The sequence below is a fragment of the Aeromonas sp. 600276 genome, assembly GCF_049175815.1.
Classification (GTDB): domain Bacteria; phylum Pseudomonadota; class Gammaproteobacteria; order Enterobacterales; family Aeromonadaceae; genus Aeromonas; species Aeromonas dhakensis.
This window is the reverse complement of the sequence record NZ_JAAKVU010000006.1, coordinates 74,815-89,223: the sequence shown is the minus strand read 5'-3', so window position 1 is coordinate 89,223 and position 14,409 is coordinate 74,815. Positions and strand designations below refer to the sequence as shown.

Sequence of the window (14,409 nt, the reverse complement as noted above, 5' to 3'; positions counted from 1 at the left end):
GCATATGAGACTGACCTCAAAAGGACGTTACGCTGTGACTGCCATGCTCGACGTGGCGTTGCATGCAGAGCAGGGGCCCGTGCCCCTGGCTGATATTTCAGAGCGCCAGGGCATCTCCTTGTCCTATCTGGAGCAACTGTTTGCCCGCCTGCGCAAGCATGGCCTGGTAAGCAGCGTGCGTGGCCCCGGTGGCGGCTATCGCCTCGGTCTGGCCCCGAATGCCATCTCGGTCGGTCAGGTGATCACTGCGGTGGATGAATCGGTGGATGCCACCAAGTGCCTCGGCAAGGGCGGCTGCCACGGCGGCACTCAGTGTCTTACTCACTCCTTGTGGCGTGACCTGAGCGAGCGGATCTCCAGCTTCCTGGGGGATATCACCCTGGCCGAGCTGGTTGATCAGGCGGATGTGCGCCGCATTGCCGGCAAGCAAGACGAACAGATGAAAACCGTGTTGTCCCTGGTTGATCGGGCAGAACGCGGCGATGTGAGCTTGAAAGTCCAACTATAAACAAACGTGCTTTCCACAGCCGGTCGATGTATGACCCAGGCTGTAACGGAGAAAAACATGAAACTGCCTATTTACCTTGATTATTCGGCAACCTGTCCGGTGGACCCGCGTGTCGCAGAAAAAATGATGCAGTGTCTCACCATGGATGGCCTGTTCGGCAATCCAGCTTCCCGTTCCCACCGTTTCGGCTGGCAAGCCGAAGAGGCGGTTGACCTGGCCCGTAATCAAGTGGCAGAGCTGATCGGTGCCGACCCGCGCGAGATCGTCTTCACCTCCGGCGCCACCGAGTCCAACAACCTGGCCATCAAGGGCGTCGCCCACTTCTACGCCGGCAAGGGCAAGCACATCGTTACCTCCAAGACCGAACACAAGGCGGTACTGGATACCTGCCGCCAGCTGGAGCGCGAAGGCTATGAGGTGACCTACCTCGAGCCGATGCCCAACGGCCTGTTCACTCTGGAGCAGATCGAAGGCGCCCTGCGCGATGACACCATCCTGGTCAGCATCATGCACGTCAACAACGAGATCGGCGTGGTGCAGAACATTGCTGCCATCGGCGAGCTGTGCCGCTCCCGCAAGATCCTGCTGCACGTGGATGCAGTACAGAGCGTGGGTAAAATTCCGGTGGACGTGGAAGCGCTCAAGGTTGACCTGCTCTCCATGTCTGCTCACAAGGTATATGGCCCGAAAGGCATTGGTGCCCTCTACGTGCGCCGCAAGCCGCGTGTGCGCCTGGAAGCCCAGATGCACGGTGGTGGCCACGAACGCGGCATGCGTTCCGGCACCCTGCCGACCCACCAGATCGTCGGTATGGGCGAAGCCTTCCGCATCGCCAAGGAAGAGATGGCGAGCGAGGGTGAGCGCATCATGGCCCTGCGTCAGCGTCTGTGGGACGGCATCAAGGATATCGAAGAGGTCTACATCAACGGTGACCTGGAACAGCGTGTACCGGGCAACCTCAACGTCAGCTTTGCCTATGTGGAAGGGGAATCCCTGATCATGGCGCTCAAGGATCTGGCGGTCTCTTCCGGTTCTGCCTGTACCTCGGCCAGCCTGGAGCCCTCCTACGTGCTGCGCGCCCTGGGCCTGAACGACGAGCTGGCGCACAGCTCCATCCGTTTCAGCATGGGTCGCTTCACCACCGAAGAAGAGATTGATTACGCAATCAAGCTTATCCGTGACTCCATCGGTCGTCTGCGCGAGATGTCTCCCCTGTGGGAGATGTACAAGGACGGCGTCGATCTGAACACGGTCGAATGGGCTCATCACTGATCCTTGCCAAGAGAGCAAGTGTTTGGTGAACAACGGAATTAGCAGGAGTTAGATATGGCTTACAGTGAAAAAGTAATCGACCACTACGAGAACCCCCGTAACGTAGGTGGCTTCGACAAGAACGATCCCAGCATCGCTACCGGCATGGTCGGTGCGCCGGCCTGTGGTGACGTGATGAAGCTGCAGCTGAAGATCAGCGACGACGGCATCATCGAAGATGCCAAGTTCAAGACCTATGGTTGTGGCTCCGCCATCGCCTCCAGCTCCCTGGTGACCGAGTGGGTCAAGGGCAAGACCCTGGACGAAGCAGCCGGCATCAAGAACACCGACATCGCCGAAGAGCTGGCGCTGCCGCCGGTGAAGATCCACTGCTCCATTCTGGCCGAGGATGCCATCAAGGCCGCCATTGCCGATTACAAGCAGAAGAAAGGTCTCTAAGGTCAGGAGCGCAGTATGGCCATTACCATGACAGATGCCGCAGCGGCACGGGTTTCCTCTTTTCTGGCCAACCGGGGCAAGGGCATCGGCCTGCGCCTCGGCGTCAAGACCACCGGCTGTTCCGGTCTTGCCTACGTGCTCGAATTTGTCGATGAGCTGGCGGATGAAGATCAGGTATTCGAGCAGGACGGCGTCAAGATCATCGTCGATGCCAAGAGTCTGATCCACCTGGATGGTACCCAGCTGGACTTCGTCAAGGAGGGCCTCAACGAGGGCTTCCAGTTCAACAACCCCAACGCCAAGGGCGAGTGTGGTTGCGGCGAAAGCTTCAGTGTCTGAGATGTTTGCTACACCTGATTGCGCATGTGTTGAACTGGCCGGCCACGGCCAGTTCAACCACGCCGTCCCGTTTGCCGAGGGCGAGCAGGACGGCGGTCGCGTCAGGGTCTAAGAGGTCTGCATGAATCATTTCGAGCTGTTTGGGCTGGTGGAAGGCTTCGAGCTCGATACCCGTCAGTTGGCGGATACCTACCGTCAGTTGCAAACCCAGTTCCATCCCGATCGTTTTGCCACGGCTCCCGAGCGGGAACAGCTGGCCGCGGTGCAACGTGCCGCCCAGATCAACGATGCCTTCACTACCCTCAAGGCGCCCCTGCGCCGAGCCGAGTACCTGCTCTCCCTGCGTGGTACCGATATCCGCGGCGAGCAGCAGACGCTGCAAGATCCCGCTTTCCTGATGCAGCAACTGGAGTGGCGCGAGCGGCTGGCCGATCTGAAAGGCGAAGCCGACCCTGAGCGGGCCATCAAGGATTTTCGCCAGGAGATCAGGCATGATCACCAGCAGTTGATGCAGCAGCTGACCCTGAACCTCGCCACCGGCGATGATCAGAAGGCCGCTGACTGCGTTCGCAAGCTCAAGTTTGTCGACAAGCTCCTCGAGGAGCTGGAACGATTCGAAGACTCCCTGTTCGAGTCTTGATCCTTTAACGCTGGAAGTTTGATAACCCATGGCATTACTGCAAATCGCCGAGCCCGGCCAGAGCGCCGCACCTCATCAGCACAAGCGTGCCGTCGGCATCGACCTTGGCACCACCAACTCGCTGGTCGCCGCCGTGCGCAGCGGTCAGGCCGACACCCTCTGTGACGAGCAGGGGCGTGATCTGCTGCCCTCCGTCGTGCATTACCAGGCCGATACCATCCGGGTCGGCTTCGATGCCAAGCGCGAGGCCGCCCTCGATCCCCACAACACCATCGTCTCCGCCAAGCGGATGATGGGCAAGGCGCTGGCCGACATCGATACCCGCCAGCAGCCCTACGAGTTCGTGGCGGCCGACAACGGCATGCCGCAGCTGCAGACCCGTCAGGGGGTGGTCAACCCGGTGCAGGTCTCGGCCGAGATCCTGAAAAAACTGGCCGAGCGGGGCGCCGCCGCCCTGGGTGGCGATCTTGACGGCGTGGTCATCACAGTGCCCGCCTATTTCGATGACGCCCAGCGCCAGGGCACCAAGGATGCGGCCAGACTGGCCGGTCTGCACGTGCTGCGTCTGCTCAATGAACCGACCGCCGCCGCCATCGCCTATGGCCTCGACTCCGGTCAGGAAGGGGTGATCGCCGTCTATGACCTGGGTGGCGGTACCTTCGACATCTCCATTCTGCGTCTGCATCGCGGGGTGTTTGAGGTGATGGCCACTGGCGGTGACTCGGCCCTCGGTGGCGATGATTTCGACCACCTGCTGGCGGACTGGCTCAAAGAGCAAGCCGGCTTGTCCGGTCAGCTCGATGCCCGTACCCAGCGCGAGCTGTTGGACGCCGCCGCCGCCGTCAAACACGGTCTCACCGATGCCGATGCCGTTGCCTGCGCCTTTGCCGGCTGGCAGGGCTCTGTCACCCGCAGCCAGTTTGACGAGCTGATCCAGCCGCTGGTCAAACGCACCCTGTTGGCCTGTCGCCGCGCCCTGCGCGATGCGGGTCTCGAACAGGAAGAGGTGCTGGAAGTGGTGATGGTCGGCGGTTCGACCCGGGTACCGCTGGTGCGCGAGCTGGTGGGGGAGTTCTTCCAGCGCACGCCACTGACCAGCATCGACCCCGACAAGGTGGTGGCCATCGGTGCCGCCATCCAGGCCGACATCCTGGTGGGCAACAAGCCCGATGCCGAGATGCTGCTGCTGGACGTCATTCCGCTTTCTCTGGGTCTTGAGACCATGGGCGGCCTCGCCGAGAAGGTGATCCCGCGCAACACCACCATTCCGGTGGCCCGCGCCCAGGAGTTCACCACCTTCAAGGATGGCCAGACCGCGATGGCGATCCACGTGGTGCAGGGCGAACGCGAGCTGGTGGCGGATTGCCGATCTTTGGCCCGCTTCACCCTGACCGGCATTCCGCCCATGGCGGCGGGGGCGGCCCACATTCGCGTCACCTTCCAGGTGGATGCGGACGGTCTGCTGTCGGTCAGCGCCATGGAGAAATCCTCCGGCGTGCAGGCCGAGATCCAGGTCAAGCCCTCCTACGGGCTGGGGGAGGATGACATCCTCAACATGCTGAGCGCCTCCATCGCCAATGCCCAGCAGGACATGGACGCCCGCATGCTGGCGGAACAGCAGGTCGAGGCCGACCGGGTGGTCGAAAGCCTCAACGCCGCCCTGGCCGCCGATGGCGAAGCGCTGTTGAGCGCCGCCGAGCGGGCAGAGCTGGATGCTGCCATCGCCTATCTGCTGACCATGCGCAGCACGGGTACCACCAACCAGATCAAAGAGGCCATCGAGGCGGCGGACGCTGCCAGTGGCGAATTTGCAGCCCGTCGGATGGATGCCTCCATCCGCAAGGTGCTGACCGGACAAAACGTCAACAAGGTGTAATATGCCAAAACTGATTATTCTGCCCCATCCTGAGCTCTGTCCGGACGGCGCGGCCCTCGAAGGCGCGACCGGTGAAACCATTCTGGACATCGCGCTGCGCAACGGCATCGAGATCGAACACGCTTGCGAGAAGTCCTGCGCCTGCACCACCTGCCACTGTGTGGTGCGGGAAGGGTTCGACTCCCTCGAGCCGAGCGACGAGCTGGAAGACGACATGCTGGACAAGGCGTGGGGACTGGAGCCGGAATCCCGTCTCAGCTGCCAGGCCAGACTGGCGGACGAGGATCTGGTGGTGGAACTGCCCAAGTACACCCTGAATCTGGCGTCTGAGCGCCACTGATGACCCCTTAATTACACATGAGTGAATTGCGCGTGCAGCATCTCGTGGTGCAGTAATGATATGGTGAAGGCCGTGACCCTTGAGGGCGCGGCCTTTTTTGTGCCCGCGATCTCCCTATTCGTTGATGAAAGTGCCAATAAAAAGGAAGCAAGAGAACATGGCTGACATGATGAACGTACGGTTGTCTTCCCAGGCTGCCGCCGCCCACTGGGGCGAGGGTGCCCTGCTCAGTTTCAACGGCGACGAAGCCCATCTCCATCTGGGCAGCGGCGGCCAAGAGAAGGAGGCGCTGCGCGCCATCCAGCGCGGGGCCAGACGCCTCGAGTCGAGCGGCATCAAGCGCGTCAAGCTGGTGGGTGAGGACTGGGATCGGGAGCGTCGCTACGCCTTCGCCCAGGGCTTCTATGCCGCCAAGGGTGTGCGCGAGCTCGACTTTGGTGAGCAGTCAGCACAGGAGGCCCGTGAGCTGGAAGCCCTGCTCAAGGCGGCTCGCTGGGTGCGCGAGGTGACCAACGGCTGCCCGCAGGAGATCTATCCCATGAGCCTGGCGGAGTCCGCCCTGTTGCTTATTCGCAGCCTCGCCGGTGACAAGGTGACTGCCCGCATTACCGCCGGGGAGGCGCTGCAGGAGGCCGGTCACATCGGGATCTGGTCGGTGGGCCGTGGCAGCGAGCGCGAGCCGGTGCTGCTCGAGCTCGACTACAACCCGACCGGGGATGCCAACGCTCCCGTGCTGGCGGCCCTGGTGGGCAAGGGGATCACCTTCGATTCCGGCGGCTACTCCATGAAGTCCTCCGACAACATGCTGCCGATGAAATCTGACATGGGTGGCGCCGCCATGGTGACCGGAGCGCTGGCGCTGGCCATCAGCCGCGGCCTCGACCAACGGGTCAAGCTGATCCTCTGCTGCGCCGAGAACCTGGTCTCCGGCCACGCCTTCAAGCTTGGCGACATCCTCACCTATCGCAACGGCATCTCGGTCGAGATCCAGAACACCGACGCGGAAGGCCGTCTGGTGCTGGCTGACGGCCTGCTGGCCGCCAGCGAAAGCGGGGCTGCCTATATCCTCGACGCCGCTACCCTGACCGGCGCCGCCAAGACTGCGCTGGGTCGTGACTACAACGCCGTGTTCGCCCTTGATGAGGTCGAGCAGGTGCGTGCGCTGGCGGCCGCCAAAGCCGAAAACGAGCAGGCCTGGGCGCTGCCGCTGGAGCCCTGGCACGCGGGCCAGCTCACCTCTGCCTTTGCCGAGCTGGGCAACGTGGCATCCGCCGAAGGCACCGCCGGTGCCACCACGGCAGCCGCCTTCTTGTCGCGCTTCGTGCGTGACGAAGGCAAGGGCTGGGTACACCTGGACTTGGCCGCCTCCTATCAAAAATCGGGCAACGATCTGTGGGCGACCGGGGCCAAGGGCCACGGTCTGCGCACGATTGCCCGCTGGTTGCAGGAGGTGGGCGCATGAACGTCTGGTTGAGCCGAGAATTTGCGCCGGCCGAGTGGGGGGAGGGGGCACTGCTCTCTCACCGCGCCGATGGCATGGTGATCCATCTGGTGACCGCTACCCCCTTGCTGGACATCCAGCAGGCGGCGCGGCGCCTGTGCAGCCAGGGGATCCAGCAGGTGGTGCTGGCCGGTCACTGGGAGCGCGAGCAGCAGTGGGCCTTTGCCCAGGGGCTGCAGACACCCAAGGCGGAGGTGGCGCTGCAGTGGGCTACCTCGTCCGAAGAGGACAGGGAGGAGCTGGAAGCGCGCTGGCTGTGCGGGCGCTGGGTGCGAGAGATGACCAATGCTACCCCCGAGCAGCTGGGACCGCTGGAGCTGGCGGTCGAAGCCGCCGCCTTCCTCACTGAACTGGCCCCCGACAAGATCAGCCATCGCATCCTCAAAGGGGAGGCGCTGCAACAGGCGGGCTGGGTCGGTCTCTACCAGGTCGGTCGTGGCAGCGAGCGCGAGCCCGTGCTGCTGGAGCTGGACTTCAATCCAGGCCGGGATCCCAAGGCACCGGTGGCCGCGGCCCTGGTGGGCAAGGGGATCACCTTCGACTCCGGCGGCTACTCCATGAAGACCTCCCTGGGCATGCTGACCATGAAGCACGACATGGGGGGCGCAGCCATCGTCACCGGCGCGCTGGCGCTGGCCATCCTGCGCGGCCTCGACAAGCGGGTGAAGCTCATCCTCTGCTGCGCCGAGAACCTGGTTTCGGGTCACGCCTACAAGCTGGGTGACATCCTCACCTACAAGAACGGCACCACGGTGGAGATAGTCAACACCGACGCCGAGGGGCGTCTGGTGCTGGCCGACGGTCTGCAACTGGCCGGCGAATCCGGCGCGCCGCTGGTCATCGACGCCGCCACCCTGACCGGCGCGGCTGTGATGGCGCTGGGTGGACGCTACAACGCGCTGTTTGGCCTCGACAAGGGGCTGGTGAGCCGCGCCATGGCCTATGCGGATGCGGAGCAGGAGCCTGCCTGGCCGTTGCCGCTGGAGCCCTGGCACAGCCAGCAGTGTCCGTCCCACTATGCCGACACCGCCAACAGCCGCCCCGTGCCGGGCGGTGGCCCGGGCGGCGCCTCCAATGCGGCCGGCTTCCTCTCCCGCTTCGTGGGCAACGAAGGGCGAGGCTGGTTGCACGTGGATCTCGCTGCCTGCTTCAGCGACAACGGCGACAATCTGTGGGCACCGGGGGCCAATACCCTGGGGATGCGCACCATCGCCCACACCCTGCTGGCGGAGACCCGCTGAGAGGACCACATCAAGGGCACCTGAGGGTGCCCTTTCCCATGCTGCAGAAGATGGGCAATAGCCAATGTTTCAGGGGGTTAGCATGGTGATCGTGCGCAAGCGCACATTTTTTCCTGCAGACCTGGGCCAAGATGAGTGGTGATGTTGTTTTAGGGATGGAATTGTTTAATAAAAAGTTGCTTTTCTGTGTGTTATTTCGGTTTTTGTTTACGTATAATCGCCGCCGAACATGGATTCTAACAATAAATCTCTGTAGTTAAGGAAAGATCTCAATGGCCATCGAACGTACCTTCTCCATCATCAAGCCAGACGCCGTCAGCAAGAACCTGATCGGTGCCATCTACAACCGTTTCGAGAGCGCTGGCCTGAAAGTCATCGCCGCCAAGATGCTGCACATGAGCAGCGAACAAGCCGCCGGTTTCTACGCCGAGCACCAGGGCAAGCCTTTCTATGACGGTCTGGTCAGCTTCATGACCTCCGGCCCCGTCATGATCCAGGTGCTGGAAGGCGAAGAAGCCATCCGTCGTCACCGTGAAATCATGGGCGCCACCAACCCGAAAGAAGCCCTGGCCGGCACCCTGCGCGCCTGCTACGCCGAGAGCATCGATCGCAACGCCGTGCACGGCTCCGATGCGCCGGCCTCTGCCGCTCGTGAAATCGCCTACTTCTTCTCTGACGCCGAGATCTGCCCGCGCGGTTGATTTTCGTCAGCAGAATCTCAAGGGAGCCTCGGCTCCCTTTTGTTTTTTGGTCATTCGGTCAATATCCCCTTATTCTCCAGGTGGAAAGCCGGACCCATAATTTGTACAATGCCGCCCCCTGACGTAGGTCAGCCGATAATTTATGAAGTGTGTGAGCTGAGGCCCTTGATGAGCGAAACAAAAACCAACCTGCTGGATCTCGATCGGGATGCCATGCGTGCCTTCTTCGTCGAACTGGGCGAGAAGCCGTTCCGGGCAGATCAGGTAATGAAGTGGATTTATCACTTTGGTTGTGATGATTTCGATCAGATGAACAACGTCAACAAGGTGCTGCGCGAGCGTCTCAAGGAGATCGCCGAGATCCGGGCGCCGGAAGTGAGCCGCGAACAGCGCTCCTCCGACGGTACCATCAAGTGGGCGCTGCAGGTCGGCGGCCAGGAGGTGGAGACCGTTTACATCCCCGAGGACGATCGGGCGACCCTGTGTGTCTCTTCCCAGGTGGGCTGCGCCCTGGAGTGCAAGTTCTGCTCCACCGCCCAGCAGGGCTTCAACCGCAACCTGAAAGTCTCCGAGATCATCGGTCAGGTGTGGCGCGCTGCCAAGATCGTCGGCGGCAAGCGTCCCATCACCAACGTGGTGATGATGGGCATGGGCGAGCCGCTGCTCAACCTCGCCAACGTGGTGCCGGCCATGCGCCTGATGATGGATGACTACGGCTACGGCATCTCCAAGCGCCGGGTCACCATCTCCACCTCCGGCGTGGTGCCGGCGCTGGACATGCTGGGCGACCAGATCGACGTGGCGCTGGCCATCTCCCTGCACGCCCCCAACGACAAGCTGCGCTCCGAGATCATGCCGATCAACGACAAGTACAACATCGAAGCCTTCCTGGCCGGTGTGCGTCGCTACCTCGGCAAGTCCAACGCCAATGGCGGCCGGGTCACGGTGGAGTATGTGCTGCTCGATCACATCAATGACGACATGCAGCATGCCCACGAACTGGCCAAGGTGCTCAAGGATACCCCGAGCAAGATCAACCTGATCCCGTTCAACCCCTTCCCGGGCAACCCCTACGGCAAGCCGAGCAACAGCCGCATCGACCGTTTCTCCAAGGTACTGATGGAGTACGGCTTCACCGTCATCGTCCGCAAGACCCGTGGTGACGACATCGATGCGGCCTGCGGCCAGCTGGTGGGGGAGGTGATCGATCGCACCAAGCGCACCATGAAAAATCGGATGCAACAGGATGGGATTTCCGTCAAAATGGTTTAACTTGCTAAGCCATTGTATAGTCAGGGAATGGATACACGTACATTGATCGTAGTGGCAGCGCTCTGTGCGCTGCCAGGCTGTGTTACCGAGACCACTTACGCTGGCCAGAATTCCACCCAGCGTGAGGTCGGTCCCGACCTCAAGGCGGCAGCCCAGACCCGTCTGGATTTGGGCATCCAGTATCTGCAGCAGGGCAACGCCGAGCAGGCCAAGTTCAACCTTGATCGCGCCCTCCAGTACGACGCCGCCAATCCTCAGGTTTACATCGGTTTTGCCTACTTCTACCAGCAGGTGCAGGATTACAAGGCTGCCGAGGCCAGTTACCAGAAAGCCCTTGCCGTGGATCCGTCCAATGCTGACGCGATGAACAACTATGGCGCCTTCCTTTGCAATCGCGGTCGTTTCGACGAGGCGGAGAAAGCCTTCCTGCAGGCCGTCAGCCAGCCCAACTACATCAAGATCGCCGATACCTATGAAAACGCGGCACTTTGCGCCGCGCAAAATCGCAGAAATGATAAAGCAAGCGAGTACTATCGCTTGGCCTTGGGGTATAATCCCCGCAATCCAAGGTTATTGCTGGACATGGCGGAGCTTTCCATGAAAGATGGCAAGCTGCCTGATGTGCAGGCCTATCTCGCCCGTTTTGCCGATGTATCGGACGAGAACGAGAACAGTCTCTGGTTGAGATTGCGGCTGGCGCAGGCCATGGACAAACCGGCACTACTTCACCAATTCGGGACTGAGCTGGTAAGGCAATATCCCACTTCGCAACAAGCCAAGCGTTACTTAGCCAATGACTACTGAACAGCCACACGATTTCCAAGACGACTCCCAGGCAGTTGGCCCAGGCCAGCTGCTGCGCAACGCCCGTGAACAGCTCGGCTGGACGCGAGAACAGGTTGCGTCCCGCATTCACCTTCGTCTGACCCTGATTGCCGCGATCGAATCGGATACGTATGACAAACATACCTCCCATACCTTCATCCGCGGCTATCTGCGTACCTATGCCAAGCTGGTCGGTATTCCGGAAGAGACCATCCTCGCCGCTTATGACAAGCTGGGCCTGACGCCGCCCGACAACATCGACATGCAGAGCTTCTCCCGCCGCTCCCGCCAGCAGGCCAATGACAGTCGCCTCAAGGTGGTGACTTGGCTGGTGATCCTGGTGCTGATCGCCCTCTCCGTCGTCTGGTGGTGGCAGAGCACGGCGCGTCGCTCCGCCGGTGACGAGGCCCTGGCCGCGACCGAAATGGGCGCAGCCCGCAACACCAATACGCCAAACGCCACTCCGGCCGTCGATGTTGCCGAGCCGGTACTGGCTCCTGCCGCTTCCGCCGCCGCAGATGCTGCCGTAACCCCCGTGGTGAGCGATGCCGCTGCGACCACCACTCTGCCGGCGGATGCCAGCAGCGCCGTAGCGACCACCACTGCCGAGACGTCTGCCGCTGCCGCCACGCAACCGGCTGACGACACCGCCGCGAGCGAGCCTGCCAAGGTGCCCCAGCTCAAGATGAGCTTCACCGCCGACTGCTGGCTGGACGTCAAGGATGCCAATGGCAAGACCCTGTTCAGCGGCCTCAAGAAGGCCAATGACGAACTGGTACTGGAAGGACCCGAGCCGCTCAAATTCATCATTGGTGCGCCCATGGCCATCAATATCGAATACAAGGGCAAGTCCATCGACATGAGCCGTTACAACAACGGCCGGACTGCTCGCCTCTCACTGCCGCAGGAGTAATCTGTCCGCCATGTCCGCTCACGAATCTCCCATCATTCGTCGTAAATCCAGGCAGATCATGGTCGGCAACGTACCGGTCGGGGGCGATGCCCCCATCACGGTACAGACCATGACCAACACCAAGACCACGGACGTGGCCGCCACCGTCGAGCAGATCCAGCGGATCGAGCGGGTCGGTGCCGACATCGTCCGGGTCTCCGTCCCCACCATGGAGGCGGCGGAAGCGTTCAAGCTTATCAAGCAGCAGACCCGCATCCCCATCGTGGCCGACATCCACTTCGACTACCGCATCGCCCTCAAAGTGGCCGAATACGGCGCCGATTGCCTGCGCATCAACCCGGGCAACATCGGCAACGAGGAGCGGGTGCGCGCCGTGGTGGACTGTGCCCGCCACTACAACATCCCGATCCGCATCGGCGTCAACGGCGGCTCGCTGGAGCGGGACATCCAGGAAAAATATGGCGAACCCACCCCCGAGGCGCTGCTCGAGTCGGCCATGCGCCACGTGGATTATCTGGATCGCCTGAACTTCGACAACTTCAAGGTGAGCGTCAAGGCTTCCGACGTCTTCCTGGCGGTCGGTGCCTATCGCCTGCTGGCCAAGCAGATCGAGCAGCCGCTGCATCTGGGCATCACAGAAGCGGGCGGTTTTCGCGCCGGCGCGGTGAAGTCTGCCATCGGTCTTGGCATGCTGCTGAGCGAAGGCATCGGCGACACCCTGCGCATCTCGCTGGCGGCCGATCCGGTGGAAGAGATCAAGGTGGGCTTTGACATCCTCAAGTCCCTGCGCATCCGTTCCCGCGGCATCAACTTTATCGCCTGTCCCTCCTGCTCCCGCCAGGAGTTCGACGTCATCGGCACCGTCAATGCGCTGGAAGAGCGGCTCGAAGACATCATCACTCCGATGGATGTCTCCATCATCGGCTGCGTGGTGAACGGTCCGGGGGAGGCGCTGGTTTCCGATCTTGGCCTCGCCGGCGCGGCCAACAAGAGCGCCTTCTACGAGGGTGGTCAGCGGGTCGACCGGCTCGACAACAAGGATCTCATTCCGACCCTGGAGCGCCGCATTCGCGCCCGGGCCGCCATGCTGGATCCGGCCAACCAGATCCAGGTGGACGAGGGTTGAGCAACCAAGGGCCACTCAGGGTGGCCCTGTCTTTAGGTTGCTGATTTTACATCCCGCATTGGAATACCCTGATTTTACCTCGGGGTCGAAAATCCCTATAATGCGGCCAAATTTTACCTCTTTTTCTCGAGTATCAACGTGGCAAAACAGATCCAAGCTATTCGCGGTATGAATGATTGCCTGCCGGAGCAGAGCCCGGTATGGCAGAAAGTAGAACAGATCCTGCGCCAGGTCGTGGCCAGCTATGGCTACAGCGAAGTGCGCATGCCGATTGTCGAGCAGACCCATCTGTTCAAGCGCGCCATCGGTGAAGTGACCGACGTGGTCGAAAAAGAGATGTACACCTTTGAAGACCGCAACGGCGACAGCCTGAGCCTGCGTCCGGAAGGGACCGCCAGCTGCGTGCGTGCCGGTATCGAGCACGGTCTGCTTTACAACCAGGAACGCCGGATGTGGTACATGGGCCCCATGTTCCGTCACGAGCGTCCCCAGAAGGGCCGTTATCGCCAGTTCCACCAGTTCGGGGTCGAGCTGTTTGGCATCAACGGGCCGGACATCGATGCCGAGCTCATCATGCTGACTCACCGCCTGTGGCGTCTGTTCGGCATCAGCGAACACGTGACCCTGCAGCTCAACACCCTCGGTCAGAGTGCCGAGCGTGCCGCCTACCGCGATGCGCTGGTCGCCTACCTGGAGCAGTACAAGAGCGAGCTGGACGAAGAGAGCCAGCGTCGCATGTACAGCAACCCGCTGCGGGTGCTCGACTCCAAGGACGAGAAGGTACAAGCCATTCTGGTGGGTGCCCCGCGTCTGTTCGATCACCTGGGCGAAGAGAGCCTGGCCCACTTCGAGGGGCTCAAGCGCCTGCTCGAGTCTGCCGGCATCAAGTACGAGGTGAACGAGCGTCTGGTGCGCGGCCTCGACTACTACAACCTCACCGTGTTCGAGTGGGTCACCAACAGCCTGGGTGCCCAGGGCACCGTCTGTGCCGGTGGCCGCTACGACGGCCTGGTGGAGCAGCTGGGCGGTCAGCCGACCCCTGCGGTAGGCTTTGCCATGGGCATGGAGCGTCTGGTGCTGATGCTGGAAACCCTCGAACTCAATGCCGATATCCGTCCGGCGGTGGATGTCTATCTCTGCATGGTGGGTGAGGGCACTGAACAGGCCGGTTTCCAGCTGGCCGAGCGGCTGCGCGATGCCCTGCCTGACTTGCGCCTGATGAGCCACTGCGGCGGCGGCAACTTCAAGAAACAACTCAAGCGTGCCGACAAGAGCGGCGCGGCCATTGCCCTGATCCTTGGCGAGACCGAGGTACAAAACGGGGAGATCACCATCAAATATCTGCGTGGCCAGGCCGAGCAACAGACCGTCACGGTCGACGCCGCCATTGCCCTGCTGGCAGCGAAAGGAGAGTAAG

15 protein-coding genes are annotated in these 14,409 nt (G+C 61.8%); all 15 read left to right on the top strand.

The features are described 5' to 3' along the window. Window positions 1–4 precede the first annotated feature (4 nt). The 15 genes from iscR to hisS all read left to right on the top strand — a co-directional run bounded on the left by iscR (window position 5) and on the right by hisS (window position 14,408). The gene (gene iscR / locus G5134_RS07910; protein WP_011705634.1) at window positions 5–508 is read left to right on the top strand and encodes a Fe-S cluster assembly transcriptional regulator IscR; all 504 of its coding nucleotides are present in this window, start codon (window positions 5–7) and stop codon (window positions 506–508) included. Window positions 509–565: 57 nt separating this feature from the next. Further along, entirely contained in the window at window positions 566–1,780 is a 1,215-nt protein-coding gene (locus G5134_RS07905; protein ID WP_017781684.1) for an IscS subfamily cysteine desulfurase, read from the top strand. Window positions 1,781–1,834: 54 nt separating this feature from the next. After that, a complete protein-coding gene (iscU, locus tag G5134_RS07900) occupies window positions 1,835–2,218 on the top strand; it encodes a Fe-S cluster assembly scaffold IscU (RefSeq protein WP_005299770.1) in 384 nt (127 codons plus the stop codon). A gap of 15 nt (window positions 2,219–2,233) precedes the next feature. After that, window positions 2,234–2,557 (top strand): iron-sulfur cluster assembly protein IscA, encoded by a 324-nt coding sequence (gene iscA / locus G5134_RS07895; RefSeq protein ID WP_005299772.1) that lies wholly within the window; start codon window positions 2,234–2,236, stop codon window positions 2,555–2,557. Between the two features lie 121 nt (window positions 2,558–2,678). After that, the gene (gene hscB / locus G5134_RS07890; RefSeq protein WP_042050888.1) at window positions 2,679–3,197 is read left to right on the top strand and encodes a co-chaperone HscB; all 519 of its coding nucleotides are present in this window, start codon (window positions 2,679–2,681) and stop codon (window positions 3,195–3,197) included. A gap of 28 nt (window positions 3,198–3,225) precedes the next feature. Beyond that, window positions 3,226–5,073: a Fe-S protein assembly chaperone HscA gene (gene hscA / locus G5134_RS07885; RefSeq protein WP_065018565.1), complete on the top strand. Its 1,848-nt coding sequence runs from the start codon at window positions 3,226–3,228 to the stop codon at window positions 5,071–5,073. Window position 5,074: 1 nt separating this feature from the next. Then, a complete protein-coding gene (gene fdx / locus G5134_RS07880; protein ID WP_005299781.1) occupies window positions 5,075–5,413 on the top strand; it encodes an ISC system 2Fe-2S type ferredoxin in 339 nt (112 codons plus the stop codon). 157 nt (window positions 5,414–5,570) lie between these two features. Further along, window positions 5,571–6,875: an aminopeptidase PepB gene (pepB, locus tag G5134_RS07875; RefSeq protein ID WP_065018564.1), complete on the top strand. Its 1,305-nt coding sequence runs from the start codon at window positions 5,571–5,573 to the stop codon at window positions 6,873–6,875. Next, window positions 6,872–8,155 carry an aminopeptidase PepB gene (gene pepB / locus G5134_RS07870; protein WP_421231941.1) on the top strand — a complete coding sequence of 428 codons (1,284 nt, stop codon included), beginning with the start codon at window positions 6,872–6,874 and terminating at the stop codon, window positions 8,153–8,155. Before pepB (G5134_RS07875) ends, pepB (G5134_RS07870) begins: the two co-directional genes overlap by 4 nt. 272 nt (window positions 8,156–8,427) lie before the next feature. Further along, window positions 8,428–8,856 (top strand): nucleoside-diphosphate kinase, encoded by a 429-nt coding sequence (ndk, locus tag G5134_RS07865; RefSeq protein ID WP_005299787.1) that lies wholly within the window; start codon window positions 8,428–8,430, stop codon window positions 8,854–8,856. 168 nt (window positions 8,857–9,024) lie between these two features. Continuing rightward, a complete protein-coding gene (locus G5134_RS07860; RefSeq protein ID WP_005299790.1) occupies window positions 9,025–10,128 on the top strand; it encodes a bifunctional tRNA (adenosine(37)-C2)-methyltransferase TrmG/ribosomal RNA large subunit methyltransferase RlmN in 1,104 nt (367 codons plus the stop codon). Window positions 10,129–10,140: 12 nt separating this feature from the next. Then, window positions 10,141–10,932, top strand: coding sequence for a PilW family type IVa pilus biogenesis/stability lipoprotein TapF (gene tapF / locus G5134_RS07855; RefSeq protein ID WP_017765910.1), 792 nt, complete (start codon window positions 10,141–10,143; stop codon window positions 10,930–10,932). Then, window positions 10,922–11,866 carry a cytoskeleton protein RodZ gene (gene rodZ, locus G5134_RS07850; protein WP_065018562.1) on the top strand — a complete coding sequence of 315 codons (945 nt, stop codon included), beginning with the start codon at window positions 10,922–10,924 and terminating at the stop codon, window positions 11,864–11,866. The genes tapF and rodZ overlap by 11 nt, the downstream gene beginning before the upstream one ends. Before the next feature lie 10 nt (window positions 11,867–11,876). Then, window positions 11,877–12,992 (top strand): flavodoxin-dependent (E)-4-hydroxy-3-methylbut-2-enyl-diphosphate synthase, encoded by a 1,116-nt coding sequence (gene ispG / locus G5134_RS07845; protein ID WP_010634291.1) that lies wholly within the window; start codon window positions 11,877–11,879, stop codon window positions 12,990–12,992. Between the two features lie 138 nt (window positions 12,993–13,130). Continuing rightward, window positions 13,131–14,408 (top strand): histidine--tRNA ligase, encoded by a 1,278-nt coding sequence (gene hisS / locus G5134_RS07840; protein WP_017765907.1) that lies wholly within the window; start codon window positions 13,131–13,133, stop codon window positions 14,406–14,408. Window position 14,409: the final 1 nt, after the last annotated feature.